Below are 26,798 nucleotides of genomic sequence, written 5' to 3'. Positions count from 1 at the left end.
CGCCGGCGGCATGAGCGCCCGGCCACGGCTCCTCGTGGTCGGGAGCCCCTCACTGGACCTCCTGCACCTCGGCGGCCGCTCCGTGCGGTCCGCCGGAGGCGCGGGACTCTACACCGCGCTCGCGGCGCAGCGGGTCGGAGCCGCCGTCACGGTCGTCGCGCCGCGGCCCGATCCCATGCCGGCGGAACTCGAGCCGGCGGACCGCCTCCTCGACTGGCGGGGGCCGCCGGTGCCGCCCTCGGCGCTCCCGCACTTCGAGATCGAGTACTTCCCCGACGGCCGGACCGTCTATCGCCAGGCGGTGCGCGGTTCCGAGGGGGACATCCGCTACGGCGACATCCCCGACGCGGGGCCGGGGGCCTTCGCGTACGTCGTCCCCCTCCTCGACCCGGAGCTGCAGTTGGGGTTCGCGCGGCGGCTGGCCGCGGCGGGCGTGCGCGTGGGGTGCGGGACGTACGCGCCGGGGATCCGCGCGCACCCGGAGGTCGTCGAGCGCGTCGTGGAAGCGTCCCACTACTTCTTCTGCAACGAAGAGGAGGCCGGTCTCCTCTTCGGGTCGCTCGATCGGGTGGCGGTCGCGCCGGGGCGCGCGGTCTTCGTCACCCGGGGACCGCGCGGGGCTCGCGTCGTCCTGGGCGACCACGCGATCGACGTCCCCGCCCCCGAGGTCGAGCAGGTGGATCCGACGGGCGCCGGCGACACCTTCTGCGGGACGGCGCTGGCCAGGGTCGCGGCCGGCGACCATCCCGCCATCGCCGCGCGCGTTGCGGCGGCCTGTGCCGCGGAGACGGTGACGGACATCGGTCCGGCGCCGCTCCTCTCGGACAGTCCGCCTCCACCGGCGCCGCGAGATGCTCGGGTCCGCCTCGACCGGGACCGTTTTCGGCGGGTGGCCGGGGTCATCGCGACGGCCCCGGAGGCGGCGGCGTTCGACTTCACCGGCGCGGACTTTCCGGAACCCGGCGATCCGGCGGCGCTCGATTTCTTCTTCGCCGGGACCGTGCAGCAGTTCGGTTTCTGGCACGAGCGCGCGGGCCGCTACGGCGAACCCATGATCGCCTCTCTGGACGGCCGGGCCCGCAAGGGAAGCGATTACCTGTGGGCCGCCTACCGGCGCTGGGCCCGCGAAGCCCCGGACGAACTCGCCCCCGCCGGTCAGGCCGTCCTCGACGACGCGGACTTCGATCACCGCCTGCGGGACGACGGCGGACACAACCCGCTCCCCGCGGGCACCCTCCATCCGGCGTGCGCGCGCGCGTACGGCCGCGACATGCTGGGCCTCGGCCTGACCCCGGCGTCGCTCCTGGCCGAAGCCAACGCCACGGAGCGACCCCTCGCCCGCTTCCTCGCGCGTCTCGATGCGGTCGGCGGCTACAAGGAGGACCCGTGGCGGAAGAAGTCCGCCCTCCTCGCGGCGATCCTCAACCAGCGGCCGGAACGCTTCCTGCGGCTCGGGAAGGGGGAGGACGTGCCGCCGATCGTCGACTATCACTGCCAGCGCAGTTGCCTGCGGCTCGGCGTCGTCTCCGTGAACGACGAGACGCTGGCCGCGAAGCTCGCGAAGCGGGAGGTTGTGAGCGCGGAGGAGGAGGAGGCCGTGCGCGCCGCCTGTTACGAGGCGGTGGGCGAGGTCCGGCGGCTGAGCGGGCGCTCCATGGGGGCCGTGGACTGGTTCTTCTTTCAGAACCGGACGCGTTGCCCGGAGATGACGGAACCCGACTGCGCGGCGTGCCCCGCGGACCCCGTCTGCGCGCACCGCACCCGACTCTTCCAGCCGGTGTTTCGCACGGCCGCGTATTGAGGCCGGGAAAGTCCACGACGACCGACCACAGGAATCGGGAGAATCTCATGAAGAAGTTCGGAGCCATGTTGCTTCTCGCCGCGGTGACCCTCGCCGCGCCCGCGTACGCCGCCGCGCAGGATGACGCCGAGGCGGGGGCGGTCGCCGCCGTGCAGGCCCTGTTCGACGCCATGGCGGCCCGCGACGGCGATGCGATCCGCGGCCTGCTCACCGACGGCGCCACCTTCGTGGCTACGGCGGAGACCCCGGACGGCGTGCAGGTCCGGGAGAGCACCGGCACCGAGTTCGCCGCCTCCATCGGTCAGCCGGGCCCCGCCCTGCTGGAGCGAATGTGGGAACCGCACGTGATGATCGAGGGTCCGATCGCCGTCGTGTGGACGCCCTACGACTTCCACGTGGACGGCGAGTTCAGCCACTGCGGGATCGACGCGGTGAGCCTCGTGCGCACGAGCGACGGCTGGAAGATCTCCAGCATCGCCTACACCCGCGAGACGGAGAACTGCGAGCCGAGCCCGCTCGGCCCTCCGCCCGGCGACTGACGCCAAGTCTCAGTCGATCACCACCTCGACGTCGCTCGTGAAGAGGCTCTTGAGCGTCGCGATCCCCGATCCGGCCAGCACGAGGGTCAGCAGGGCGGCGATCAGGAGCAGGTTGAACTCGTAGCCTCCCTGGCCCGGGCCCACGACGTAGAAGCCGTTGGCCAGGTGCACGAGAAAGATCCCCGCCAGCATGTGCGCGGCGAGGAGCAGGGCGAAGGGCGTCACGAACAGGCCCGCGATCAGGCATGCGCCGCCCAGGGTCTCGGCCAGCGCGATCCCCCACGCCCCGATCGCCGAGAGCGGGACGCCGAGCGACCCGAGGAAGGCCGCGGTGCCCTCGATGCCGCCGGCCAGCTTCGGCCAGCCGTGCATCACGAAGATCAGTCCGACCGCGACGCGAAGGATGGCCAGACCGAGGCCGGGGTTTCTGCCGCCGAGCATCGTGCCTCCTTTGGTGTGACACCACACCGGCCTACGCCGTCAGGCTAGGCGGTCACCATGAGCGCGGTGCCGTACATGACCAGCAGGCCGAGGAGGAGGCCCGTGGCGTTGAGGGGGGTGAACAGGCCCTGCGGCCAGCTCTTCCGGATCAGCCGCGTGACCTCGACGATGACCTGCAGGATGGCTCCGGCGCCGAGGGCGAGGAAGAAGGTCGCCAGCGTCGGCGAGTAGGAGAAACCGCCCGCCCACGCCCCCAGGACGGTCGGCAGTCCGGCGATGCCGCCCATGAAGGCGAAGTGCCGCAGCGCCGGCCGCCGGTCCGCGACGGGGGCGACGATCGCCAGCCCCTCCGTCGTGTTGTGGAGCGCGAAGCCGATGACGAGGAAGCTTCCGAGCGCGATCTCGCCGAGGGAGAAGGCCGCCCCGATCGCGAGCCCCTCGCCGAGGTTGTGCAGTCCGATGCTGATGGCGATCAGGTACGCCACCGTGAGCCCGGGGCTCGGCCCACCGCCGCCCGCGCCCGCGGAGTCTCCGCCGCTCCGGCCGCGTCCGAGGTTACCGAGGGCCCTGAGGCCGACGATGGCGCCGATGACCCCGACGGCGATGAGCCCGGCGGCCTGAAATCCCTCCGGCACGAGCGCCGACGCCTCGAGCGTGTCCTCGAACGCATCGACGACGAGGAACGCCAGCAGGCCCACGGTGAGGCTGAGATAGAAGTGGATCCACTTGCGGTCGATCCGGCGCAGGAAGGGATACCACAACAGGCCGACGAGGACGGGGATCACGCCCGCGTAGAGGCCGAGTAGCCCGAAAGTGGTCAGGTAAAGCGCGTTGGGGCGCGGCGAGAGCGTCGCTACCGCCACCTCGCGGTCGAAGGTGAGTCCCGTGGAGGTCACCAGCCGGATGACGTGGAGTTCACCTTCGACCCAGGGATAGTCCAGTTCGAGGGTGGCGCGGGCGAGACGCGGCAGGGTCGGATCGCCATCGATCTCGAACTGCCAGTAGGCATCGTCGACGATCACCTGCGCGATGGTGGCCGCCTCGGGACCGCCGTTCACGACGTGCACGCGCATGACGCCGTTCTCCGGGAAGCTCACGCGTTCGATCGTGAGGTCCTCGACGGGCGGGAAGGCGTCCCGGAAGGGGGCCGTGGGATCGGCGCCGAAGAAAAACGCGACGAGCCCCGCCAGCAGCGCGAGCGGGAAGAGGCCCAGGACCCAGCGCGCCGGGCCGCTCCGGCGCGGAGCGGCTTCGGACCGCTCGTCAGACATCGCGCGGCGCGGGGCCCACGGGCACGCCGTCGCCGGCGGCGAGCCGCTCGACCGCCTCGAAGAAGCCCATCCACCCCAGTTCCGCGAACTCGCTCTGGTGCGCGTGGAACATGTGCATGCCGGGGTTCTCGAGCCGGAACTCGAGGACGTGACGCTCGCCCTGGCACATCATGATCGTGTCCGTGAGTTCGTACTGGTCCGGCCGCGTACCGGTCCGGAACACCTTGAACATGCCCGCGTGCAGGTGGAACGAGTTGATGAGGTCGAACTCGGTCGTGTTCACGAGATAGATGCGGCACAGGTCGTTCACGCCCACGCGCACGGGATGGTGGTGGTAGTAGAACGCCGACGTGTTGACGGCGTACACCTCGTTGTCGCCGTCCAGGTTGCTGTCGAACGCGTTCATCACCATGACCATCTCCCGCGCCGGTTCCCGACCTTCGGGCGGATCGACGATGAACGCCCCATACAGACCCTTATGGATGTGCCGCTTGAGCGGCATCGTGTGGCAGTGGTACAGGTGGAGCCCGAACGGCTTCGCCTCGAACTCGTAGGTGAAACGCTGCCCCGGCTCCACGATGGGTTCGAAGCCGTCCATCTCCGGCGGGTGCGTGCCGTGGAAGTGGATGGTGTGGGGGTGCGAGCCCGCGTTCGTAAACTCGACCTGGAGGATGTCCCCCTCGGTGCAGCGCAGGGTCGGGCCCGGCACCTGCCCGTTGTAGGTCCACGCCGGGAAGAAGACGCCGGGCGCGATCTCGATCTCCCGGTCCAGCGCCACCATCTGCCAGCGTCGCACGACGCGGCCGTCGGCGCGGGTCGTGACCTCCCCGTAGTCGAAGTCCGTGAGGAAGGCCGCCGGATCGAACGCTCCGTCGGGCCCGGGCATGCCGACGATCCCCATCGCCTCCTGGTGTCCCGCGTGCGGGCCCGCGGCGGCGGCGTCCGCTCCCGGCTCGCGCGGCATGGCGCCGCTGGCCGCCAGGGCATCTCGCGCGCCGCCCCGGGACGCCAGGTCCAGCACCGTCGCGCCCGATACGCCGGCCACCCCCGCGGCACCAAGCTTCAGCCAGTCGCGTCGACTCAACCTATCCGGCTTCACTCGTTCTCCGGTTTTCCCCCGAACGCCCATCCGGGCCGCGGCCCGGAGCGATTTTTAGCCTAGGCTAAAAATGATTTTTCGGAAGATGCACGGAGCCCGGGGCGGCGTCAACAAGCGCCCGGTCAGTCGGCGGTGAGCTGGGTCAGTCCGTGGCGGGCCGGTTTTCGAGGATCATGCTTCCGCGGCGCGGAGGATGCGGGTGCGCGCGGCCTCCCGAGCCCGGTCGAGTTCGGCGCCGGCCTCGGCCTTCGCCCGGGCCACGCGCGCGAACTTGCCGGGCCGGACCCGATCGAGCCGGGCCCGCGCTCTGGCGGCGGCGCGGTCGAGACGCTTGAGGGATTGTTCCTCGCGGGCGCGTTCGATGCGCCGCAGTCCGGCCTCCCGGGTCCGCTGGATGCGCGACAGCGCCCTGTCCAGACGCCGGTTCATGCGGTCCGCCGAATCGCGGTAGAACTTCGCCGCGAATTCCCGCGGGGTCGCCGTGCGCGCGTAGAGCACGTTGGCGAGTCGCAGGACGCTCAGGATCCGGATGTAGAACCAGCCGATGTCGAACTCCCACCAGTGCGCCTTGAACTTGGCCGAGCGCGGGTCCGCGTGGTGGTTGTTGTGGAGTTCCTCGCCGAGAATCCAGATCCCCCACGGATACAGATTGTGGCTGTCGTCGCGCGTCCCGAAGGTCCGGTAGCCGAGCGCGTGTCCGAGGCCGTTGATGATGTTCCCCGTGAGCGGCATCCAGAACACCATGCACGTCCAGACGATGAGCCCGGGGATGAGCCCGAACAGGTACAGATTGAGGACGAGCATGATTCTGATCCCCAGGCCACGGCGCCTGGTGTAGACGTTTCGTTCGACCCAGTCGTCGGGCGTCCCCTTGCCGTATTTCTCGAGCAGCGTCTCGTCCTGCGCGGCCTTCCGATAGAAGAAGAGCCCGCCGAACGCGATGTTCGCGAGACCCTCGAGCGTCGGCGAATGGGGATCGCCCTCGCGGTCCGCGTAGGCGTGGTGCTTTCGGTGGATCGCGACCCACTCCTTCGTCACGATCCCGGTCGTGAGCCAGCACCAGAACCGCATGGCGTGCTCGACGACCGGATGAAACACGACGCCGCCGTGCGTCGCCGAGCGGTGCAGATAGAGCGTGTTGACCATGTTCGTGAGGTGCCCCGCGACAAGAATCCACACGAGGGCGATCCACCACGGTTCTCCCAGGACCGCATAACCCGGCATGCGTTTTTCTCCTCGGTTCTCTGCGTTTCCCTGCGGGCTTCCAACCTAACGCTGGAGTACGTCGAGCGCCCACCGGGCGTGTTCCCGGACGAGGGGCGACGGGTCCTCCGCCAGACGTCGCAGGACGGAGCGCGCGCCGGGCCCGCCGGAGTTGCCGAGGCCGACCGCCAGATTCCGGAGCAGCCCCTCGCGGCCGGGGCGGCTGAACGCCGTCCCCCGATAGCGCGTGCGGAACTCGTCGGCGTCGAGGGGGGCGAGTTCCCTGGCCCACGCAATCATATCCTCCGGCGGCATCGGCTGGCCGGGGCGGGGCGCGAACGGCGCCTCCGCGGGCACGGGCGCCTCGGCGTTCCAGGGACACACCTCCTGGCAGATGTCGCAGCCGAACACCCGGTTTCCGATCGCGGGGCGGAGCGTCTCGGGGATGGGACCCCGGAGTTCGATCGTCAGATAGGAGATGCAGAGCCGCGCATCGAGGAGCCGGCCGTCCAGAATCGCGTCCGTCGGGCAGGCGTCGATGCAGCGGCGGCAGGTGCCGCAGCGGTCGTGGACGAACGGGGGATCGGGTTCGATCTCGAGGTCCGTGAGCAGCTCTCCCAGCATGAAGTAGGAACCGAGGTCGGGGTGGAGGAGCATCGTGTTCTTGCCGATCCAGCCCAGGCCCGCGCGCTGGGCGTGGTCCCGCTCGAGGACGGGGCCGTAGTCGACGTAGCGCTTCGTGCGGGCGCCGGGAGAGAGGTCCTCGATGGCGGCGGAGAGCGCGTCGAGCCGCTCCTCGAACACGTCGTGGTAGTCGCGGCCCAGCGCGTAGCGGGCGACGACCGGCAGCCGGCGGCGCCGGGCGGCGTCCCCGCGGCCGACGCGCCGCCGGTCCGGCGTCGCCGTGCCGGCCGGCGTCGAGCCGTACAGGAGGCTCACGACGATGAGCGTCCGGCAGCCGGGAAGGGCCTCTCGCGGATCGAGGCGGCGGCGCACCGCGTCCTCGCGCGCCATGTAGGCCATCTCGCCGTGGTAGCCGTTCGCGAGCCAGGCCTCGTATGCGCCCGCGTGCGCCGGGGGCGCCGCCGGAGCGAACCCCACCTGGTCGAACCCGGCGGCCCGCGCGGCGGCGCGGACCTCCCGCTTCAGCGCGGCGGCATCGCGGGCGACGGTCACCTCACCCGAACTTCCCGGCACTCGCGCACAGATCGGCCACCGGGCACTCGGCGCAACGCGGCTTTCGAGCGTAGCACACGGTGCGCCCGTGCAGGATCGAGCGCCACGCGAAGGGGTGCCATTCCTCCCGCGGCAGCACCCTCATGAGGTCCTTCTCCACCCTCGGCGGATCGACCTCGTTCGTGAGGCCGAAGCGGTGGGTGACCCGCTTCACGTGCGTGTCCACGACCACGCCCTCGTGAAGCCCGAACGCGTTGGAGAGCACGACGTTCGCCGTCTTCCGGGCGACGCCCGGGAGCGTGAGCAGATCCTCCATCGTCCGCGGGACCTCTCCGCCGTACACGTCGACCAGACGGCGTCCGAGCCCCTTCAGGTGGCGCGCCTTGTTGTTGAAGAACCCCGTCGGGCGCACGGCCTCCCGCAACTCCTCCAGCGGTGCGTCGGCGTACGCGGGCGCGTCGGGATAGGCCGGGAAGAGCGTGCGGGTGACCCGGTTCACGCGCTCATCCGTGCACTGGGCCGAGAGCACCGTCGCGACGATCAACTCGAGCGGCGTCTCCCAGTCCAGCGAGACGGTGAGGTCCGGATAGAGGGCGGCAAGTCGCGGCGACAGGGCCGCGGCCAACTCGGAACGGGCCTTCCAGGAACGTGGCCGGGGCACGGCGTCAGGCGCTCTTGGCGGGCGGTGGGCCGAGGTCCTCTCCGGAGGCGGCCCCCCGGGCGGCGGGCGGCTTTTCGTCCAGCGACACGAGCCCCGCCCGCTGCAGCCGCTGCACTCTCGCGCTGACCTCCCGCGGGTCGAGCGCGCCGACGACGAACCCGTTCTCGATCACGAGCAGGTACGACACCCGGACTCGAATCCGGAACAGGGCTTCCGCCAGGGATTCGTCGGGACGGGCCACCGGGAACTCCTCGGCGGGTCGCGTGACCGCCGCGACGGGCGTCGTCGCGCGCGCGTCCTTCCTCACCGCGGATACCGCCTGCGCCTCGACGACCCCGACCAGGTCGCCGTCGCGCGCGACCGGATACGCCTCCTCCCGTCCGCGCAGGAAGTAGTCGGATATGGCCCGCTCCACGGGCATCTCCGCCTCGATCATGCGGGGGCGGGGGTTCATGACCGTCGCGACCGGGATCCGGCGCAGGAGCGTGCGGAGTTCGAAGTGCCGCAGGCTCGACGAGGCCGCGTTGACCACGAACCAGCCGATGAATGCCGCCCACACGCCGGAGATGAACTGTCCGCGGCTCAGGTTGAAGAGCCCGAGGACGATGAGCGCGCCGCCGAACAGCCGTCCCCCCTGCGTCGCCCACCGGGTGGCTTTGACGAGGTCGCCGGTGACCGCCCACACGATGGAGCGGAAGATCCGGCCCCCGTCGAGCGGAAAGCCGGGGATCATGTTGAAGACGGCGAGCACGAAGTTGAGCAGTGCCAGGAACCCGAGCACCGTGACCGCCGGTGCCGGGGCGGCCCAGGCCTCCGCCGCCACGCGCCCTCCGTGGAACGCTGCGGCGAGGGCCAGGCTCGCGAGCGGACCCGCCGCGGTGAGCACGAACTCGTCCAGCGGACGCCGGGCCTCGTCGCGCGCCTGCGCGATGCCGCCGAAGATGAAGAGCGTGATGTGCTCGACCTCCACGCCCCGCGCCCGCCCCGCCAGGGCGTGACCCAGCTCGTGCAGGAGCACGGAGAGGAAGAAGAGGAGCGCCGCCGCCGTTCCCATCGCCAGATACGTGGACGAGGGATAGAAGGGCAGCGCGCGCGGGAATTCGCGCGTGGTGAAGGTCCAGATCACGAGCGCCGCGATCGGGAACCACGAATAGTCGATCCGGATGGGGAAGCCGAACCAGCGTCCGATCCGGAAGCTGCCGAACAGCGGCATCAGCCGTCTTCGCCGGGGAGGGGGTACGCCGGGAGGGAAACTTCCGCGGGCCGGTAGTTCCTCCCGCGCCCGAACCGCCACCACGGAGACCGGCGGCGGATGATGACGCACAGACGGCCGCCGGCCAGGTTCGGCACTTCCACGAAGGCGCGGTTCGCGTACACGGGCGCCTCCACGGCGTAGCGTCGCCCGCGCCATTCGAAGACGGCTTCATCCGCGCGTTCCGGGATCACCGACTCGACGAACAGCTCCGATTCCAGCTTCACGACCCCGTCCGGGCCGGACGGCACGGCCCGGCAGAAGTCCGGGTCGAAGGGCTTGCCCGCGAGCCGGCGCAGATTCTGTTCGTTCGCCCAGTCCACCTCATCCAGCCCCGACTCACCGGCGGCGGATTCCCGGTGGTGCAGCAGTTCGTGCAGGATCGTCTCCCACAGCTCGCCCTCCCAGTCGAAGTCGGGATCCTCCTCGGCGAGCGCCCGGAAGGAACCGTGATAGAGAACGAGTTCCGAACGCACATCGCCGTCCCCCCCGGCGCCGCTCGGCCACGCCTCCGTCAGGCACTCCCCCATCGTGTACACCCAGTGGAAGTCCGGGTGGCGTGCGGCCTCCGGCTCGATCGTCAGCCCGTCGACCCCCTCCCGCGCCTCGGCGGGGATCTCGTGCCACATGCGGCGGGCCGCCGTCTCGAATCGGTTGAAGTTCACCGCGCGATCGAACGGTCGCCGCCCCCGTCAGGCGTCTTCGGCCGAAGCCGGGGAGCCCGCGGCGTTCGCGGCCAGCCAGCGGTTGAGGCCCAGGAAGGCGGCGATCGCGATCGCCCACTGGATGAGCACCGTCCCGACGTTGAACTCCGAGAACAGCGTGAACGACCCGGCGAGGTCGTTCAGGTCGACGGACCGCCACAGCCACCACACCGTGATCACGACCGCCTGCAGAGCCACGAGTCGAATCACGACGTTCCACCACTTCCCGACCACGAGGTCGCTGCCCTCGCTGTTCACGAGCCGGCGGCGGAAGCGGTCCACGCCGTGGCGCATGATCATGATCGAGAAGAAGAGGCCGCTCATCATCAGTCCGACGCCCCACACCCAGTCCTGGTTGCGGAACACCTCGATCCAGATCGCCGACGGCAGCCCGAGGATGAACCCGAGGCCGCCGATCGTCAGCACGGCCTTCCTGCGGGCGATCCCCGCATCCGCGAGGACCCGCGTGGGCATCTCGATCATCGCGATCAGGCTGCTCCAGGCCGCGAACACGAGCGCGAGGAAGAAGAGGACCATGAATACGGACCCGCCCGGCATGAGCCCGAAGAGTTGCGGCACCCAGATGAACGTCAGGCCCTCGTTGCCCGCCCCGACGATCTGGTCGGCCGCGTTGGGCAGGATCGCGAACACCGTGCACAGCACCATGATCCCGGCCAGCAGCGACACGGAGTTGTTCCCGAACCCGAGCATGAAGGCGTTCAGCGTCGTGTCCTCGCGCTTCTTCATGTAGACGGCGTACGCGGTGATCAGCCCCCAGCCCGCGCCCGTGTCCCAGGCGTTCTGAGTCAGGGCCTCGAGCCAGATCGTGGGGTCGCCCAACTGCGCCCAGTCGGGCGTGAAGAGGAACGCGAGGCCCGCGCTGGCCCCCGGAAGCGTGACCGCTCGCACCGTGAGCGCCAGAACGAGCAGCAACAGGCTCGGAATGAGGAAGCGCGCGGCACGCTCGATTCCCTTCACGCCGCGCAGCACCACGATCACCGCAAGCCCGATCGCGATCGCGTGCGTGAGGATGGGCCACGGTGAGCCGATGAAGCTGTCCCAGTACTCCTGCGGCCCGACGCACGCCGCGGCCCCGACCTCGCAGGGAGCGGTCGGCACGGTTCCGGTGACGGCCCCGACGAGATAGCGGATCGTCCAGCCCATCACGACCGTGTAGTAGAACATGATCGCGGTCGAGATGAAGGCGATCCACGCGCCCATCCAGGCGGTTTTCTTCCCTCCGAGCTTCGTGAACGCTCCGATCGGACCCGAGCGCGTCGCCTTGCCGGCGGCGAACTCCGCGAGGATCAGGGGCACCGACCAGAGGAAGAGGAAAACGACCCAGGCGACGAGGAAGGAGCCGCCCCCGTTGGAGGCCGCGATGCGCGGGAAGCGCCAGATGTTGCCGGTTCCGACGGCCATCCCGAGCATGGCCAGCATCATCGCGGCCCGGGAGCTGAAGACGGGATTCGTCATGCGTCGCCTCTCTCGACTGACTCTTCTTCCTCTTCTTCGCGCGCCCGGAGCCGCTGGAGCCAATCGCCCAGCGTCTCATTGAAGGCGCCGGGACGCGAGATGTGCGAGCAGTGCCCGGTGCCGGGAATGGGGACGTACTCGGCGTCGGGGAGCAGTTCGGTGATTTCGCGCGCCCAGTCCACCGGACAATACTCGTCGCGTGGGCCCTTCACCACGAGCGCGGGCACCGCGATGTCCGCCAGATCCGTTCGCAGATCGACCCGCCGCAGGCCCGAGACGCGGCGATCGGAGACCGACGGGCGGACGGTCCGCGGCCCCGTGAAGAGCGCGTACTCGATCAGGGCGTCCCGGCCCGGTGAGTCGTCGAAGATCCACACCCCGAGACGGCTCCAGGTTCGGGCCAGGCCGCGCGAGAGTTCCGTGGGGAGATAGCGGGTCGTCAGCATGGCGAGGGGGATGAGCGCGGCCCGGTTGAAGCCGACGTGGCGGTAGGAGACGCGGGCGAGCGGATTGCACAGTACGATCCCCCGCACGCGCTCCGGAAACCGGCTCGCGAAGCGCATCGTGATCGCGCTCCCGAGGCTCGTCCCGATGAGCACGAAGCGGTTGACGCCGCGCGCATCGACGAGTTCGGCCACGTCGTCGACGAGCCGGTCGAAGTCGGCCGTCTCCCGGAACTCGCGCCGCAGATCCGCGCACACGACGCGATGGCGCCGGGCGAAGCTCGGCAGCTGATAGCGGAACGTCTCTTTCGGCCCGTCCGCGCCGGGGACCCAGACGAGCGCATCCCCCGACCCCGCGTCGACGTATTCGACCCTCTCGCCGTCGGAATACTCGATGACGCCGCCGGGGAGCGCCTCGCCGGAGCCGTCCCGGACGGGCGGCCGCACCAGCGCCTCGTTGCGGCGCGTCATGGCCAGCCACCACGCGACGCCGGCGACCCCGGCCGCCGCGCCCAGCGCGAACCGGCCGGGCCAGCGCAGCCCGCTCACCGCCGTCCGCTCACTGCCAGCGCTCGACCCGCTCGAGCAGCGTCTCGGGCGTCAGCCCCTCCACGCCGAACTGCGGGGCGAGCTGCGCGGCATCCTCGCGCCGGCCGGTCGAAAGGACCTCGAGCAGGAACTTTCCCGCGGCGACGCTGCGGTGCCATTCGGCCCCGAAGCGCTTGTTCAGGCGATCGATGATGATGGAGCTGAGCATCCAGCCCCGCAGGCGCCGCGCGGCCTGGAAGCCCCGACGATGATCCGTCAGAAAGGTGCCCGGGTGGTGCGCGAACCCGGTCGCTTCGCTCAGCAGTTCGGCGTATCGGCCGGCCTGCTCGCCCGGCCGCGCCGCCCGGGCCAGCTCCACCTCCCAGAGGAGCCGCGCCGCATCCCGGCGCAGACGGTAGAGCCTCAGGAAAGCCGCGAGTTGCCGATAGTCCTCGAGCGCGGCGCCCTCGAGTCCCGTCGCGGATTCGACCCATCCGCGATCCAGCGTCAGCGAGTCGAACACCAGCCCGAAGGACTCGCCGATCGAATCGTCGCCCAGCACCCGCTCCTCCCACGAGAGCGCGGCCGATGCGTGCGTGTAGTGGAGCGCGTGTCCCGTTTCGTGGAGCAGGCGGCGCGCGTCGATCCAGCCGCCGAGCGGACACACGACGAGCCGCACGTCCCCGGGTACGTCGATGACCGCCGTGAACGACCGCTCGTCCTTGAGCGACCGCCGGTCGATGTCGACGCGCACGGAGCGATCGAACACCCGACCCAGTCCCATCCCCTCCATGGCGCGGCGAAGATGCGCGGCGAACGGCTCGATCTCGAAGTACCGCCCGAGCCAGCGCATCCCCATCAGCCACCGCGCGTCGGCTCGCGAGGGCGGCCCCTCGCGCGGATCGAGGCGAGCTTCCGCCTCCGCCGCGAACATCCGCCGGTAGCGCGCTTCGGTACCCTCCAGGATCGCCGCCGCATCGCGCTCCACGCGCTGCAGGTCCAGGCCGGCCAGCCGCTCCCGCGCCTCGGTGAATCCCCCGAGACCGAGTTGAACCACCGCCTCGCGTCCCCGGTGCACGACATCGAGCCGAAGCGCCGCGGCCTCTTCGATCCGCCGGTGGCGGGCCGCTTCCCACCCCAGCCGTTCGCCCCGGTCCTCCGCGCGCACGATCCAGTCCGGGACGCGTCTCAGCGGAATCTCCCGTTCGGCGAGGGTGACCGTCGCCTCCGTCTCCCACGACCGCAGTTCGTCGTCCAGGGGGGCGAGTTCGGCCTCGATCTGCTGGCCCGCGACCCAGTTGAAGAGCGCCTTCAGGCGCCGGCGCTCATCTCCCTGCGCCTCGGAAAGGTCGCGCTGGATGGCCTGAAGCACTCCGGGGCTGAAGAGAAGCCGATGTTGGCGGTACAGCGACGCGAGCGACGACCGCTCGTCCAGCCCGCTGCGGAGCCGATACCAGGCGCGCGCCAGGGCGCTCTGCAGGCGTTGGGCCCGGTCGCGGATCTCCGCTACGCGAAACGGCACGCGCAGGCCCGGCCGATCAGGCGCCGGCGATCGCCGCGCCGAGCCACGCCGCGACGCCCGACAGCGGCACGCGCGTCTGCTCGAGCGAATCCCGGTCGCGCACCGTACACGTCCCGTCCTCGACCGTCTGGCCATCGATCGTGAGACAGAACGGCGTCCCCGCCTCGTCCTGCCGCCGGTATCGCCGGCCGATCGACCCCGCGATGTCGTGGAACACGTTGAACGTGCCGCGCAGATCGTCCGCCAGCTTCTCGGAGATCTCCGGCATCCCGTCCTTCTTCACGAGCGGGAAGACCGCCGCCTGGTAGGGCGCGAGCGACGGCTTGAGCCGCAGCACTACGCGCTTCTGGCCTCCGACCTCCTCTTCATCGTAGGCATCCGCGAGCACGACCAGGAGGGTACGGCTGAGTCCCGCCGAGGTCTCGATCACGTACGGCACGTACTTCCGGTTCGCGGGCTGGTCGAAGTACTCCAGCTTCTTCCCGGAGTGTTCCTGGTGACGCCCGAGGTCGTAGTCCGTCCGGTTGTGGATTCCCTCGAACTCCTGCCACCCGAACGGGAACCGGTACTGGATGTCCGACGCGTCCTTGCAGTAGTGCGCGAGCTCGTCAGGGCCGTGCCGGTGGAAGCGCAGCCGCTCCGGCCGGATGCCCAGCGTCTCGACCCACGCCATGCGGCGCGTCTTCCACGTCTCGAACCACTCGTCCTCCGTCCCGGGCGCGACGAAGAACTGCATCTCCATCTGCTCGAATTCGCGCGTGCGGAAGATGAAATTCCCCGGCGTGATTTCGTTCCGGAACGCCTTCCCCACCTGCGCGATCCCGAACGGAACCTTCTGGCGCACGGATTCCTGCACGTTCCGGAAGTTGACGAAGATCCCCTGCGCCGTCTCCGGCCGCAGGTAGACGGTCGACGCCTCGTCCTCAACCACCCCCATGAACGTCTTGAACATGAGGTTGAACTGGCGCGGGTCGGTCCACTCGCCGGTCGTCCCGCACACCCCGCACTGCTGGGCTTCGGGCTCGCCCGCCTCCAGCCGCGGCAGGTCGTCCGCGCGGAAGCGGCGGTGGCAACTCCGGCACTCGACGAGCGGGTCCGTGAAGGCGCCGACGTGCCCGCTCGCGACCCACACCTCGGGGTTCATGAGGATGCCCGCGTCGAGCCCGACGATGTTCGGGTGGCGGTAGACCATCTCGCGCCACCACAGATCCTGGATGCGGTTCTTGAGTTCGATGCCGAGCGGCCCGTAATCGTACACCGACCCGACGCCTCCGTAGATCTCGGAGGACTGGAAGATGAACCCGCGCCGCTTGGCGAGGGACACGAGCTTGTCCATCAGGCCGGGCGGATGGCCCGAATCGGCGGCGGAATCCGTGTTCGTGTTGTCGGCCATGGATATCTTCGGCAGCCGCTCGCGCCTGGCGCGGCGGCGGAATCGGCTGGAATCACCGGAGCCTCGGTATTGTGGCAGGGACTCCGGCCGTGAGCGCGGCAACGATAGCCGCCGCCGGCAAAGGGGAGCAACCACTTGTCGCTGGCGGTCCGGCACGCGGGAAACGAGATTCGGGCCGGCGCGGGCGTGGCGCATATCTCCGTCGCGGCGCGCATCCCCGACGAGACGAGAGGAACGGCGGAACAGATGATCGGCACCACGATGCAGGCGGCGCTCAACGAGCAGATCACGCAGGAGCTGTACGCGAGCCAGGTCTACCTGTCCATGTGCGCGCACTTCGAGGACGAGGGGCTTCCGGGCTTCGCGCACTGGATGCGCGCGCAGGCCGAGGAGGAGCGGGCGCACGCGCTTCGCATCTTCGACTTCATCCACGATCGCGAAGGACGGGTGTCGCTGGGCGCGATCGATGCCCCGCCCTCGGAGTTCGGCACGCCGCTGGAGGTGTTCGAGAAGGCGCTCGGGCACGAGCGGAAGGTGTCCGGGATGATCGGCGACCTCTATCGCCTCGCGATGGACGAGGCGGACTATCCGGCCCAGGTCATGCTGCAGTGGTTCGTCAACGAGCAGGTCGAAGAGGAGAAGACGATCTCCGACATCGTCGACCGGCTGCGGCTCGCGGGCGACGACAAGTCGGCCCTGCTCATGCTCGAGACCGAACTGGGCCAACGGACGGGCGACCCGGAGGCCGACCCCGCCGGTTAGCCGCGGGTTTCGGTGAGGTGGCGGGCGGGGCCCTTCAGCACCTGGCCCGGCTTCGCTCCGGTGACGGAGCCGTCGAGGATGACGGGGACGCCGTTCACGATCACGTGGTGGATGCCGACCGAGTAGCGGTGCGGGTCCACGTAGTCGGCCTGGTCGATGATGCGGTCGGCGTCGAAGACGGTGATGTCCGCCCACATGCCCGGCGCGATCCGGCCGCGCTCGGACTGGCCGATCTCGTCCGTCGACATCGAGGTCATCTTCCGGATCGCCTCCTCCAGCGTGAGCACGCCCATCTCCCGCACGTAGCGCCCGAGGATGCGGGGAAACGTTCCGTAGCTCCGCGGGTGCGGGAAGCCGAGCCCGTAGCCGACCGGGTCGCCGTCCGTCTCGAACATCGCCTGCGGGTGCCGCATAATGCGGATGACGTCCGCCTCGTCCATGAAGTGGTAGATGGCGCTGAACCCGCCCGCCAACTGGAGTTCGATCGCGAGTTGGACGCCGGTGGCGTCGTTGTTCGGGAGCCCCCGGTCCGCGGCGAGGTCCGACATCCGTCTCCCGTTGTATTCGGGGAAGGCGCGGAGCGTGCGGAACTGGATGCGTGAGAGGTCTCCACCCGTCCAGTCGCGGCGCATCCACTCCCTGATCTCCGGCTCCATCCGCGCCCGCGTCTCGGGGTCCGTGACACGGACCCGGAACGAGTCGATGCCGCCCGCCAGCACCCACTGCGGGAAGAGCACGCCGGAGCCCGTGCTTCCCGCCGTGTATGGGTAGACGTCGACCTTTACGTCGATGCCCGCGGCGCGCGCGGAGTCCACGAGCGCGAGCGACTGGACCGTCTTCCCCCAGCTATCCACCCCCATCGCCTTGAAGTGGTTGATGTGGACGGGCAACCCGCCCTCGGCGCCGATGCGGATCGCCTCGCGCACGGCCGGCAGCAGCCCGCGCGCCTCGTCCCGCATGTGGGTGTAGTAGATGCCGCCGTATTCCGCCGCGACCTTCGCCAGCTCGATGACCTCCTCGGTCTCCGCGTAGTTCGCCGGGACGTAGAGGAGTCCGGTCGCGAGCCCGAGCGCGCCGTCCTCCATCGCCTCGCGCACGAGGTCGCGCATCTCGTCGAGTTCCTCCGGCGTCGGCGCGCGGTCCTCCATCCCGAGCACCTGCTCGCGGGTCCAGGTGTGGCCCGCGAAGAAGCCGATGTTGGGGGCGACCTCGAGATCGTCGATGTAGTCGCGCAGCGGGTACGGCTGGTCGCCGCTGTGAAGCGAGGGAAGGATGGTCGTGATGCCCTGGCGAATGAAGTTCTCGGCCAGCGGCCGCCGGTGGACCTGGTTCTGGACGTGGTTGTGGTGGTCGACGAACCCCGGGGAGACGATAAGGCCGGAGGCGTTGATCTCCTCGGCCCCCTGCCCGGAGAGCCCGCCGTCGCGCGCGACCTCGACCACCCGGCCATCGCGGATGCCGACATCGGCCGTGAAGCGGTCGGCCCCCGTCCCGTCGACAACGGTTCCGCCGACGATCACGAGGTCGTACGGAGCGCCGCCGGTGCGGGTCGTCGCGCCGTCGTCCGCCGACTCGGGCCCCACGCCGCAAGCGGCGAGGACCAGCGCGGCCGCAAGTGCCGGGGCCGGCCCCGGAAGGGTCGGCCGCCCCGGGACCCGCGCCGCCGGGGCCCCGCGCATCACCGCCCGCTCGTGCTGGTCCGCGCGCTCTCCATCTCCCACACCGGCACCCCGTCGCGCTTGTAGACGATCCCGTCCTTGATCACGTCGGTCACGTAGCCTAGCACGTTGATGTCGAACAGCGGGTTGCCGTCCACGACGATGATGTCCGCGAGCTTGCCGGGCTCGATGGTCCCCGTCTCGCGGAGCCCGAGCACTTCCGCCGCAACCTTGGTGGCCGACGAAATCGCCTCGATCTCCGTCATCCCCATGTCGACGAGCGCCGACACCTCACGCCACGCCGACTCCGCGTGGAAGTTGAGGGGTGACCCGGTGTCCGTGCCCATCGCCATCAGGGCGTCCGCATCGATGAACTGGCGCGACGCCCGCTCGCTGTTCCGTATCTGCCGCGGCGTGCTGCGGAAGTAGGATTTCCGCCAGAAGTCGTCCTTCGTGTAGGAGCTCAGTACCTGCTCCCGGATCGGCTCGGGGAAGCTGTTGATGATGTCCGGATCCCAGAGCCGTTCCGGGAATTCGAGCGTGGCGGGATAGACCCAGATCCGGTGCGAGATCGTCTGTACGACCGGGATCCCCTCCATCGCGATGTAGTCGACGAGTTCCTGCGAGTAGGCGGGTACGCTGCCGCCCGAGCCCGCGTGCTGAAGCACGTCGCAGCCGCCGCGGATCGCGCCCCACACGACCTCCTCCTCGTAGACGTGGCAGTGGATGGGGACGCCCGCCGGACCCGCCACGGCCTTGATCGCCCGCATGTCCTCCTCGGTCGTGCCGATCCACGTCTTGATCACGTCGACTCCCGCATCGATCAGCATCCGCGTCCGCTCCGCCGCCTCTTCAGGCGTGCGGTGCAGGACACGGAGTTCATCCGGGAGGAAGTTCCACGCGTAGCGCGTGACCCAGGGGCCGCTGACGAGGAGGCGCGGACCCGGCACCTCGTTGCGGTTCACGCGGTCGCGGAAGGCGAGGCTCGACATCGGCGCCGCGAGGTCGACCCCCGCGGTCACACCGGCCGCGAGCAACTGCTTGGCGGACGTCTCGTACACGAGGTCGTCGTTCCCCTCGAACCAGGGGAACCAGTCGGCGTACTCGCCGTGTCCGAGAATCATGATGTGCACGTGCGCGTCGACCATCCCGGGCATCATCGTCTTGCCCCGGGTGTCGATGACCTCCGCGTCCGGCGGGATCTCGATCTCGGCCGCGGGCCCCACGGCAACGATCCGGTTCCCCTCGATGACGACGGCCGCATGATGGATCGGAGGCACCTCGTATCCGTCCAGCAGCTGGCCTCCGACCAGCGCGATCGTCCCTTCCTGGGCGGTGGCGTGCGGGACCGCGAGGAGCGAGGCGAAGATCGTGAGCGCGAGAACCCCGGTGATACGGGCGGAGCGGCGGGCGGAAACCATCATATCCTCCTCTGCCTTGCGCGGGCTGAGTCGCTGAGCCCGTCAAACGTGCGGTGCGCACTGACAGGGCGGCAATGGCGGAGGATGGTACGCAGACGTTCCCGCGGGAACGTCCGACCGAATGCGATTCGGTCGCCCGCCTTGAGATCGAGCCGCTCCCGGATGGGCTTCGGCAGCGTGACCTGGCCCTTGCCGCGTCTTGCGTGTGCCATGGGGGGTTCGGACTATTTCCGGGCACGACAACAGGTCGTCCCGATCACCGGTTCGGGCGACCTCGGTCATCAGCTGGAGCGTCTACAATGCGACACGACTACAGTCCCCGAGTCCTCCGATTCTCCCTCTCCTTCGCGTTTCTCCTCGCCGCGGCCGCGACGGATGCCGCCGCGCAGGAGGGTGCGGACGGATACCAGACGCCGGCCGCCGAACTCGCCGCGCTCGTCGATGCCCCGGCGACGCCGGGGATCAGCCTGAGCCCCGACGAATCGGTGATGCTGCTCACGATGCGGCCCAGCCTGCCGTCGATCGCCGAGGTGGCGGCGCCGGAACTGCGGATCGCCGGTCTGCGCATCAACCCGCGCACGAACGGCCCCAGCCGCGCGCGGCCCTCGAACGGTCTCGGGCTTCGCACGCTCGACGGGGAAGAGCGCGCCGTGACCGGGCTGCCGGCGAACCCGCGCATCCGCAACACGCGCTGGTCGCCGAACGGGAGCACGGTGGCGTTCACGCACGACACCGACTCGGCCGTGCAGCTCTGGATACTCGACGTCCCCTCCGCGGCGGCGCGGCGGCTGTCGGACCTCGACCTCGTGAACGTGGGCTTCGGGGCCCCGTTCAACTGGTCGCCGGAAGGGGACTTTCTCTACGCCATGGCGGTGCCGCCGGGCCGCGGCCCGGCGCCCGCGGAGCCGATGGTGCCGACGGCGCCCATGATCGAGGAGACGTCGGGGGAGGCGGCGCCCGCCCGCACATATCAGGATCTGCTGCAGGACCAGCACGATGAGGCGCTCTACGAGTACTACTCGACGGCGCAGCTGGCCCGCGTCGGCCTCGACGGGTCGGTGGCCATGGTCGGCGATCCGTCGATCTTTTCGGGCGCCTCGCCGTCGCCGGATGGCGAGCACCTGCTCGTGCAGACAACGCACCGGCCGTACTCGTACCAGGTGCCGGCCTCCCGCTTCCCGCGCACGATCGAGGTGTGGGACGCGCAGGGGAACGTGGTGCACCAGGTCGCGGAACTCCCGCTCCAGGACGGCGTCCCCACGTCGTTCGGATCGGTGCCGACGGGCGTGCGGTCGATCTCGTGGCGCGCCGACGCGGACGCGACGCTGTACTGGACGGAGGCGCAGGACGGCGGCGACGCCCTCGCCGAGGCGGACATCCGCGACCGGGTGTTCATGCACGCGGCGCCCTTCTCCGGCGAGCCCGTCGCGATCGCGGATCTCCCGCTCCGTTACGGCGGCGTGATTTGGGCGGAGGAGGGATTCGCCTTCGTGAACGAGAACTGGTTCTCCACCCGCCAGCAGCGCACCTACCGGATCGATCCGGACGCGCCGGGCGAGATGGAGCTGATCTTCGACCTGCAGACGGAGGACCGGTACAACGACCCGGGCTTCCCGATGTTCACGATGAACGCGCGCGGCCAGGGCGTCCTCATGACCGCCGACGGAGGGTCTTCAATCTACCTGGCGGGGCAGGGCGCTTCGCCCGAGGGCAACCGTCCCTTCCTCAGAAAGCGGAACCTCGACACGGGTGAGGAAGAGGAGCTGTTCCGCTCCGAGGCGCCCTACTACGAGGGGGTGGTCACGCTCCTCGAGGACGGGCGGCTGATGACGCGGCGGGAGTCGGTCGATGAGCCCCCGAACTACTTCCTGCGCGACCTCGAGCGGGGGACGATCAGCGCGGTGACCGAATTCCCGCACCCGTACCCGCAGTTCGCCGGCATCCGCAAGGAAGCGATCCAGTACGAGCGCGGGGACGGCATCCCGCTCTCGGCCACGCTCTACCTGCCGGCGGACTATGACCAGGAGCGCGACGGTCCGCTCCCGACCTTCGTGTGGGCCTATCCGACCGAGTTCAAGAGCGCGGCGGCGGCCGGCCAGCGGCGCGACTCGCCCTACCAGTTCACGCGGATCCCCTACGGCGGCGCCGTGCCGTACGTGACCCGGGGTTATGCGGTGCTCGACAACGCGTCGATGCCGGTCATCGGCGAGGGCGACGCGGAACCCAACGACACCTTCCGCCAGCAGTTGGTGGCGAACGCCCAGGCGGCGGTCGACGAGGGTGTGCGGCGCGGGGTCGTGGATCCGGACCGGGTCGGCGTCGGCGGACACTCCTACGGCGCCTTCATGACCGGCAACCTGCTCGCGCACTCCGACATCTTCCGGGCCGGCGTGGCGCGCAGCGGCGCGTACAACCGTACCCTGACGCCGTTCGGCTTCCAGCGGGAACAGCGGCTCTTCTGGGAGGACCCGGACCTCTACCTGTACATGTCGCCCTTCATGCACGCCGACAAGGTGAACGAGCCCATCCTCATCATCCACGGCGAGGACGACAACAACTCCGGCACCTTCCCCATCCAGTCTCGGCGCTTCTACGCGGCGCTCAAGGGGCTGGGCGCGACGGCGCGGCTCGTCTTCCTGCCGGCCGAGAGCCACGGCTACGCGGCGCGCGAGTCGGTGCTGCACGTCCTGTGGGAGACCGACCGCTGGCTCGAGATGCACGTGAAGCCGGCGAAGCCCGTTACGACGACGGACGACGCGGGAAGCTGAGCGCCGCCGCCGAAGTCCCGCTCCTGGTCGAGGCGGAGGGTCCCGTCCGGATCCTCCGCCTCAACCGTCCCCGCCGTCTCAACGCCGTCAGCCTCCCCATGTACGAGGCGCTGGAAGCCGAACTCGCGCGCATCGGAGCGGACTTCGAGACGCGCGTCGTCGTCGTGACCGGGACGGGGCGGGGATTCTGCTCCGGGGCGGACCTCAAGGCGCACCGCGACCACGAGGCGTCGATGGCGGAGCGCCACGCCTACATCGAGACGAGCCAGCGCGTGTTCCGCGCGATCCAGACGCTGCCGCAACCCGTGGTCGCGGCGGTGAACGGACACGCGATCGGGGCGGGCTGCGAACTCGCCCTCTCGTGCGACTTCGTCATCGTGGCGGAGGAGGCGAAGCTGCGCATGCCGGAGGTCGCGCTGGGGACGTTCATCGGCGGCGGCACGGCCTACACGCTGCGCCGGCGCGTGGGACACGCGCGCGCGGCCGAACTGATCCTCCTGGGGCGCTACTTCACCCCTGAGGAGGCCGGCGCGTGGGGGCTGGCGAACGAGGTGCTCCCCGCGGAGGAGGTCCTCCCCGCCGCGCTCGATCTCGCCGGCCGGCTGGCCCGCAACGCCCCGATCTCGATGCGCCTCGCCAAGCGCCTGCTCGACCGCGCGGAATCCGTCGATCCGGAGGAGGCGCTGCGCCTGGAGGCCGAGGCGCTCTTCACCTGCATGGCCTCAGAGGACTGGCGCGAGGGCCTGGAGGCCTTCGCCGAGAAGCGCGCCCCCGTTTACCGCGGCCGCTAGCGGCTCCGCCTACTTGGCGGTTCGCTTCCGCAGCGGGGGGTCTCCCAGCCCCATGGCTTCGAAGTAGCCTTCGAGCCGAGCCAGACGCTCCTTATTACAGGATGGCGGAGCCGGTCAACGGAGACTCATCACGTTGCCGGCCGCTTCTGTCGCGCGGCCCCCCGGTGCGATAGGGTTGCCGAGTCGGCGGACGGCGGCGGCGTTCGCGGGCGCACTCAAGAGAAAAAGGGAGACAGGAAGATGCGGATAATGGACGCGCGTCACGCCCGGTTGTGGGCGGCGGGAATCGCGCTGGCGGTGGGAGCGGCCGGCTGCTCAGCCGGGGGAGACACCGCAGATGCGGACACCTCTGCGGCGGCGGGAGCCGACGAGGCCGCGGCGCAGGAGGCGGCCCAGGTGGCGCTCGGCCCCGTGGACGGGCACGACCTGCCCCCGGCGGACCTCGAGCGCGTGCTCGCCGGCAATCCGGCTCCCGACTTCACGGCCCTTTCAAGCACGGGCGAGCCGATCACGCTTTCGGACTACCGCGGAGAGAAGGACGTCATCCTCTTCTTCTACCGCGGCCACTGGTGACCGTACTGCGCAAAGCAGCTCGGAGAGCTGCGAGACTTCATGACGCCCGAACAGCGCGAACGGACCCAGCTCCTGGCGATCGCCCCGGACAGCCCCGAGGACATCGGGCTCATGGTCGACCGCGTCCTCGAGGACTACGACTATGCGCTCGACTTCCCGCTCCTGTCCGATGACGGCTCCGCGATCACGTACCGCTACGGCCTCCTGAACGAGGAGGACGGGCGCGGGCGCCAGATCCCGCACCCGACGACCTACGTCATCGACATGGACGGCACGGTGCGCTGGAGCTTCACGGAAGTGGACTACCGCGTCCGCCCCGAGCACGCGGACATCCTCGCCGCGCTCGAAGCCCTGGAGCGCTAGGAGGACCGTTTCCGGCGGAGCGGCTCCGGCGGAGCCGCCCGCCGGTCAGCGATCCAGCCGGCAGCGGCCCATGCTGCAGGTGAGGCCGGTGAGTTCCTGACTCAACTCCCTGAGTCGGGCGCGCGCCCCGGCGTCGTAGGCCTGGTCGTTCGCGCGGGTCGGCCTGAGACCGCTGAAGTACTGCCCGCTCTCGAAATCGTCCGAGTCGACGACCTGCATCACCGCATCGGCCCCCTCGGCGATGGTGGAGCGCGGGGTCGCGCCCAACCGCCGCACCATGCCGGTCGGCATGTAGGTCGCCGGGTGGAGCGAGCCGACCACGATGCCCGTTCCGGCCAGGTCGTCGGCCAGATCGTGCGTGAACATGATCTGGGCGAGCTTGCTCTGCGCGTAGGCGCGGCGCCCGCTGAAGTTGTTCTCGATCATCACGTCGTCAAAGTCGATCGGCGTCTGCGCGCCCGACGACACGTTCACGATGCGCGACGGCGTGCTGTCGAGCAGGCGCGGCATCAGCATGTGCGTGAGCAGGAAGGTGGAGAGGTAGTTCACCTGGAAGCGGTACTCGTGCCCGTCCTCGGTGACCCACCGCTCATCCGGCGCGGAACCGAAGCCCGCGTTGTTGATCAGGATGTCCATCCGCTCGTAGTCGGCCAGCAGCGTCTCGGCGAACGCGCGGACCTCCGCGAGCGATGCGAAGTCGGCGCGGTAGAAACGGGCGCTCCCGGGCCCCGCCGCGTTGATCGCATCCACGACCTCCGCGCCCCGCTCCTCGTTGCGCCCGTGGACGATGACGTGATCGCCCCGCGCGCCCAGCCGAAGGGCGAGTTCGCGGCCGAGGCCGGAGGTGGCTCCGGTGACCAGGGTCACGTTCTGTCCGGGGGCCGGCGCAGGGGCCTCCTGGGCCACGGCCTCGGCGACGGAAGCCGGCCAGACGGATATGAGGACGGCGGCGGCCGTCGCGACGATGGTTCTGGCGATCGTTCTCATGGGACGAGTTCCTCCTCGACGAGGCGGGCGATCCAAAGGCCGGAGTGGAGGTCGGAGGTGAAGATCCGCCCCTTGAACAACTGGGCGCCCCACGTCATCGACCAGTTCGGCACCGCTGCGTCCGGCGATGACGTCTTGATCGCGCCGATCTCGCGGCCCTGGCGGTAGAGGTCGCCGCGCAGTTCCCCCGAGATGTCCAGCACCCGCAGCCCCGCCTGATAGTAGCCAACGTAGAGCCGGTCGCGGTCGTCGCTCCACAGGTTGTGGGCTCCCGCTTCCGGCACGGTGTAGTGAGCGACCTTCACCGGGTCTTCCATGTCCGTCATGTCGAGCACTTCCACGTAACCTCGCGCCTCGATGGGGCCGAACGCGTTCGGATCCCAGTCGGACGGGTAGATCTCGGCCGCCACGAACAGGTACTTGCCGTGACGCCAGGCGACGTGCGTGTTCCCCTGCCCCGACACCCACCGCGAGACGAGCTTCGGGTCGCGGGCCGTGCCCCCGTGCGTGCCCGCCCCCGCATCGAGGATGTAGATGCCCTCGTTCCAGAACGACGCGTACGCGTACCCGTCCTGGACGATCACGTCGTGCAGGCTGCGCACCGGTTCGTCGTGCGCCCAGCGGTTGATCTCCTGCGGGTTCGCCGGATCGGAGATGTCGATGATGACGATCTCGCTCGTCCCGTTGTGGCAGGCGTAGACGAGATCCTCGTCCCCCAGGATCCAGACGTTGTGCACGCCGCCCGTCACCGTGTCCGTGTACTCGGAGAGGATCTCCGGATGGGCGGGATTCGAGAGGTCCAGGAGAACGATCCCGTTCCTGCGGCTGGAGGCTCCTTCGCGGGTGACGATCCCGAGACGGTTGTCGGGGTGGATCTTCACATCGTTGATGCGGCGGGCATCGAGCTGAATGGAGTCGGTGAGGACCGGCTGCGCCGGCTCCGTCACGTCCCACACCTTCATCCAGTCGTGGTAGAAGGTGCCGAGGTAGGCGTAGTCGCGCCCGTCCACGCCCTCGAACACCCACGTGTCGCCGGCGCGGTGCGTGGACGTGATCCCGCTCCCCACGAGTTCGAGCCGGGCGGTGTGGCGGCGGGGGCCGACGCGCACGGAAACCGTCCGGGCGATGGCCGGTCCCGCGATCGCGGTCACGTGGTACGTCCCCGGCTCCTCCGCCACGAACAGCCCGCGGCCGTCGACGGGTTCGACGCTCGCCCCGCTCGGCGTCACGCTCCAGAGCGGCGCGAGGGGGATCTCGCCGCCGTCCCCGTCGCGGCCCGCCAGCCGGAACGCCGCGACATCTCCCGTCGAAAGCGAGCTGACATCCCCGGAAGCCACGAGTTCGTAGTCCTCGGCGGTGTTCGGCTCGACGGTTACGTCGATCCGGGTCGAGGCGTCTCCGGCGGAAACGGTGATGACCGTCTGTCCCGGCCCGTGGCCGAGCACGCGTCCGGAACCCTCCACCGTCGCGACACCCGGGTCGGCGGAGGCGAACGCGAACTCGGCATCGTCCACCGCGGTGCCCGGTTCCGTGTAGGCCTCCAGGTGAAGGGCGGCGGTCGCGCCCGCATAGACCGGGCCGGCGACGCGGGCCTCGATTCGGGCGGGCTCGAGCCGGGGCACGCGGATCGTCACCCAGCTCGGCTGGCCGCGGAACATCGCCGCCACGCGCGACTCGCCCGGCCGCACCGCCGTCACCACGCCGCCGTCCGTCACTGTCACGCCATCGTCCGCGGCGAACCAGCGCACCTCCGAAGCGGCGCCCTCCTCCGCGGTTCCCTGGATCTCCGCGGTGAGCTGGAACGACGCTCCCACCTCGAGTTCCAGTTCGGCCGGCGAAGCGACGGCGTACACCCGATCCTGCGCGGCGAGGGCCGGCGAGCCGGCGGTCGCGGCGGCCGCGGTGAAGATCGAAACGAACAAGGCGGAGCGGAGCGACATCGTGATCCTCCGTGTACGGATGCGGT

General features: G+C 70.1%; 23 protein-coding genes. 6 read left to right on the top strand and 17 right to left on the bottom strand.

Going from position 1 to position 26,798, the window contains the following annotated elements; all coding sequences use genetic code 11:
• Positions 1 to 10 precede the first annotated feature (10 nt).
• Both ACOGI9_RS14290 and ACOGI9_RS14285 read left to right on the top strand, forming a co-directional pair.
• Entirely contained in the window at positions 11 to 1,801 is a 1,791-nt protein-coding gene (locus ACOGI9_RS14290; RefSeq protein ID WP_419857780.1) for a carbohydrate kinase family protein, read from the top strand.
• Positions 1,802 to 1,848: 47 nt separating this feature from the next.
• Positions 1,849 to 2,340 (top strand): nuclear transport factor 2 family protein, encoded by a 492-nt coding sequence (locus tag ACOGI9_RS14285; RefSeq protein ID WP_419857779.1) that lies wholly within the window; start codon positions 1,849 to 1,851, stop codon positions 2,338 to 2,340.
• A gap of 9 nt (positions 2,341 to 2,349) precedes the next feature.
• On the opposite strand, the gene ACOGI9_RS14280 is transcribed toward ACOGI9_RS14285, so the two are convergent.
• From ACOGI9_RS14280 to ACOGI9_RS14225, 12 genes are all read right to left on the bottom strand, one after another.
• The gene (locus tag ACOGI9_RS14280) at positions 2,350 to 2,781 is read right to left on the bottom strand and encodes a DoxX family protein (protein ID WP_419857778.1); all 432 of its coding nucleotides are present in this window, start codon (positions 2,779 to 2,781) and stop codon (positions 2,350 to 2,352) included.
• 44 nt (positions 2,782 to 2,825) lie between these two features.
• On the bottom strand, positions 2,826 to 4,052 hold the full coding sequence (locus ACOGI9_RS14275) for a ZIP family metal transporter (RefSeq protein WP_419857777.1): 1,227 nt from the start codon (positions 4,050 to 4,052) through the stop codon (positions 2,826 to 2,828).
• On the bottom strand, positions 4,045 to 5,151 hold the full coding sequence (locus ACOGI9_RS14270; protein ID WP_419857776.1) for a multicopper oxidase domain-containing protein: 1,107 nt from the start codon (positions 5,149 to 5,151) through the stop codon (positions 4,045 to 4,047). Before ACOGI9_RS14270 ends, ACOGI9_RS14275 begins: the two co-directional genes overlap by 8 nt.
• 171 nt (positions 5,152 to 5,322) lie before the next feature.
• A complete protein-coding gene (locus ACOGI9_RS14265) occupies positions 5,323 to 6,375 on the bottom strand; it encodes an acyl-CoA desaturase (protein WP_419857775.1) in 1,053 nt (350 codons plus the stop codon).
• A 45-nt stretch (positions 6,376 to 6,420) separates the two neighbouring features.
• Entirely contained in the window at positions 6,421 to 7,530 is a 1,110-nt protein-coding gene (gene queG, locus ACOGI9_RS14260) for a tRNA epoxyqueuosine(34) reductase QueG (protein ID WP_419857774.1), read from the bottom strand.
• Position 7,531: 1 nt separating this feature from the next.
• Positions 7,532 to 8,155: an endonuclease III gene (gene nth, locus ACOGI9_RS14255; RefSeq protein ID WP_419857773.1), complete on the bottom strand. Its 624-nt coding sequence runs from the start codon at positions 8,153 to 8,155 to the stop codon at positions 7,532 to 7,534.
• 40 nt (positions 8,156 to 8,195) lie between these two features.
• The gene (locus ACOGI9_RS14250; RefSeq protein WP_419857772.1) at positions 8,196 to 9,404 is read right to left on the bottom strand and encodes a site-2 protease family protein; all 1,209 of its coding nucleotides are present in this window, start codon (positions 9,402 to 9,404) and stop codon (positions 8,196 to 8,198) included.
• Positions 9,404 to 10,108 (bottom strand): hypothetical protein, encoded by a 705-nt coding sequence (locus ACOGI9_RS14245; protein WP_419857771.1) that lies wholly within the window; start codon positions 10,106 to 10,108, stop codon positions 9,404 to 9,406. The genes ACOGI9_RS14250 and ACOGI9_RS14245 overlap by 1 nt, the downstream gene beginning before the upstream one ends.
• 27 nt (positions 10,109 to 10,135) lie before the next feature.
• On the bottom strand, positions 10,136 to 11,623 hold the full coding sequence (locus ACOGI9_RS14240) for a sodium-dependent transporter (RefSeq protein WP_419857770.1): 1,488 nt from the start codon (positions 11,621 to 11,623) through the stop codon (positions 10,136 to 10,138).
• Positions 11,620 to 12,615: an alpha/beta fold hydrolase gene (locus ACOGI9_RS14235; protein WP_419857769.1), complete on the bottom strand. Its 996-nt coding sequence runs from the start codon at positions 12,613 to 12,615 to the stop codon at positions 11,620 to 11,622. The genes ACOGI9_RS14240 and ACOGI9_RS14235 overlap by 4 nt, the downstream gene beginning before the upstream one ends.
• Positions 12,616 to 12,625: 10 nt before the next feature.
• Positions 12,626 to 14,116: a hypothetical protein gene (locus tag ACOGI9_RS14230; protein WP_419857768.1), complete on the bottom strand. Its 1,491-nt coding sequence runs from the start codon at positions 14,114 to 14,116 to the stop codon at positions 12,626 to 12,628.
• Positions 14,117 to 14,132: 16 nt separating this feature from the next.
• Positions 14,133 to 15,509, bottom strand: coding sequence for a glycine--tRNA ligase (locus ACOGI9_RS14225; RefSeq protein WP_419857767.1), 1,377 nt, complete (start codon positions 15,507 to 15,509; stop codon positions 14,133 to 14,135).
• A 135-nt stretch (positions 15,510 to 15,644) separates the two neighbouring features.
• On the opposite strand from ACOGI9_RS14225, the gene ACOGI9_RS14220 reads away from it, so the two are divergent.
• On the top strand, positions 15,645 to 16,271 hold the full coding sequence (locus ACOGI9_RS14220) for a ferritin (protein WP_419857766.1): 627 nt from the start codon (positions 15,645 to 15,647) through the stop codon (positions 16,269 to 16,271).
• Here ACOGI9_RS14220 and ACOGI9_RS14215 read toward each other — a convergent pair.
• The 3 genes from ACOGI9_RS14215 to ACOGI9_RS14205 are packed head-to-tail and all read right to left on the bottom strand — an operon-like array spanning position 16,268 to position 19,562.
• Positions 16,268 to 17,950 carry an N-acyl-D-amino-acid deacylase family protein gene (locus tag ACOGI9_RS14215; RefSeq protein ID WP_419859302.1) on the bottom strand — a complete coding sequence of 561 codons (1,683 nt, stop codon included), beginning with the start codon at positions 17,948 to 17,950 and terminating at the stop codon, positions 16,268 to 16,270. The genes ACOGI9_RS14220 and ACOGI9_RS14215 overlap by 4 nt on opposite strands.
• Positions 17,950 to 19,353, bottom strand: a complete 1,404-nt coding sequence (locus ACOGI9_RS14210) for an amidohydrolase family protein (protein ID WP_419857765.1) — start codon at positions 19,351 to 19,353, stop codon at positions 17,950 to 17,952. Before ACOGI9_RS14210 ends, ACOGI9_RS14215 begins: the two co-directional genes overlap by 1 nt.
• Positions 19,350 to 19,562, bottom strand: a complete 213-nt coding sequence (locus ACOGI9_RS14205) for an AbrB/MazE/SpoVT family DNA-binding domain-containing protein (RefSeq protein WP_419857764.1) — start codon at positions 19,560 to 19,562, stop codon at positions 19,350 to 19,352. Before ACOGI9_RS14205 ends, ACOGI9_RS14210 begins: the two co-directional genes overlap by 4 nt.
• 87 nt (positions 19,563 to 19,649) lie before the next feature.
• Here ACOGI9_RS14205 and ACOGI9_RS14200 point away from each other — a divergent pair, with 87 nt between their 5' ends.
• The 3 genes from ACOGI9_RS14200 to ACOGI9_RS14190 all read left to right on the top strand — a co-directional run bounded on the left by ACOGI9_RS14200 (position 19,650) and on the right by ACOGI9_RS14190 (position 23,845).
• Positions 19,650 to 22,118 carry a S9 family peptidase gene (locus tag ACOGI9_RS14200; RefSeq protein ID WP_419857763.1) on the top strand — a complete coding sequence of 823 codons (2,469 nt, stop codon included), beginning with the start codon at positions 19,650 to 19,652 and terminating at the stop codon, positions 22,116 to 22,118.
• Positions 22,040 to 22,909: an enoyl-CoA hydratase/isomerase family protein gene (locus ACOGI9_RS14195; protein ID WP_419857762.1), complete on the top strand. Its 870-nt coding sequence runs from the start codon at positions 22,040 to 22,042 to the stop codon at positions 22,907 to 22,909. The genes ACOGI9_RS14200 and ACOGI9_RS14195 overlap by 79 nt, the downstream gene beginning before the upstream one ends.
• Before the next feature lie 240 nt (positions 22,910 to 23,149).
• Positions 23,150 to 23,845 (top strand): peroxiredoxin family protein, encoded by a 696-nt coding sequence (locus ACOGI9_RS14190; RefSeq protein ID WP_419857761.1) that lies wholly within the window; start codon positions 23,150 to 23,152, stop codon positions 23,843 to 23,845.
• A 45-nt stretch (positions 23,846 to 23,890) separates the two neighbouring features.
• Here ACOGI9_RS14190 and ACOGI9_RS14185 read toward each other — a convergent pair whose 3' ends face one another.
• Together ACOGI9_RS14185 and ACOGI9_RS14180 are read right to left on the bottom strand one after the other, a co-directional pair.
• The gene (locus ACOGI9_RS14185; RefSeq protein WP_419857760.1) at positions 23,891 to 24,832 is read right to left on the bottom strand and encodes an SDR family NAD(P)-dependent oxidoreductase; all 942 of its coding nucleotides are present in this window, start codon (positions 24,830 to 24,832) and stop codon (positions 23,891 to 23,893) included.
• Positions 24,829 to 26,772: an Ig-like domain-containing protein gene (locus ACOGI9_RS14180; RefSeq protein ID WP_419857759.1), complete on the bottom strand. Its 1,944-nt coding sequence runs from the start codon at positions 26,770 to 26,772 to the stop codon at positions 24,829 to 24,831. Before ACOGI9_RS14180 ends, ACOGI9_RS14185 begins: the two co-directional genes overlap by 4 nt.
• Positions 26,773 to 26,798 lie beyond the last annotated feature (26 nt).

Source organism: Candidatus Palauibacter irciniicola (assembly GCF_965208695.1).
Lineage (GTDB): Bacteria > Gemmatimonadota > Gemmatimonadetes > Palauibacterales > Palauibacteraceae > Palauibacter > Palauibacter irciniicola.
Note: the sequence above shows the minus strand (reverse complement) of the source record. Positions and strands in the feature narration are given on the sequence as shown.

Coding starts and splice junctions, on each gene's coding strand:
- ACOGI9_RS14290 (WP_419857780.1), top strand. CDS start 11: ATGAGCGCCCGGCCACGGCTCCTCGTGGTCGGGAGCCCCTCACTGGAC.
- ACOGI9_RS14285 (WP_419857779.1), top strand. CDS start 1,849: ATGAAGAAGTTCGGAGCCATGTTGCTTCTCGCCGCGGTGACCCTCGCC.
- ACOGI9_RS14280 (WP_419857778.1), bottom strand. CDS start 2,781: ATGCTCGGCGGCAGAAACCCCGGCCTCGGTCTGGCCATCCTTCGCGTC.
- ACOGI9_RS14275 (WP_419857777.1), bottom strand. CDS start 4,052: ATGTCTGACGAGCGGTCCGAAGCCGCTCCGCGCCGGAGCGGCCCGGCG.
- ACOGI9_RS14265 (WP_419857775.1), bottom strand. CDS start 6,375: ATGCCGGGTTATGCGGTCCTGGGAGAACCGTGGTGGATCGCCCTCGTG.
- ACOGI9_RS14250 (WP_419857772.1), bottom strand. CDS start 9,404: ATGCCGCTGTTCGGCAGCTTCCGGATCGGACGCTGGTTCGGCTTCCCC.
- ACOGI9_RS14240 (WP_419857770.1), bottom strand. CDS start 11,623: ATGACGAATCCCGTCTTCAGCTCCCGGGCCGCGATGATGCTGGCCATG.
- ACOGI9_RS14225 (WP_419857767.1), bottom strand. CDS start 15,509: ATGGCCGACAACACGAACACGGATTCCGCCGCCGATTCGGGCCATCCG.
- ACOGI9_RS14215 (WP_419859302.1), bottom strand. CDS start 17,950: ATGCGCGGGGCCCCGGCGGCGCGGGTCCCGGGGCGGCCGACCCTTCCG.
- ACOGI9_RS14210 (WP_419857765.1), bottom strand. CDS start 19,353: ATGATGGTTTCCGCCCGCCGCTCCGCCCGTATCACCGGGGTTCTCGCG.
- ACOGI9_RS14205 (WP_419857764.1), bottom strand. CDS start 19,562: ATGGCACACGCAAGACGCGGCAAGGGCCAGGTCACGCTGCCGAAGCCC.
- ACOGI9_RS14200 (WP_419857763.1), top strand. CDS start 19,650: ATGCGACACGACTACAGTCCCCGAGTCCTCCGATTCTCCCTCTCCTTC.
- ACOGI9_RS14185 (WP_419857760.1), bottom strand. CDS start 24,832: ATGAGAACGATCGCCAGAACCATCGTCGCGACGGCCGCCGCCGTCCTC.
- ACOGI9_RS14180 (WP_419857759.1), bottom strand. CDS start 26,772: ATGTCGCTCCGCTCCGCCTTGTTCGTTTCGATCTTCACCGCGGCCGCC.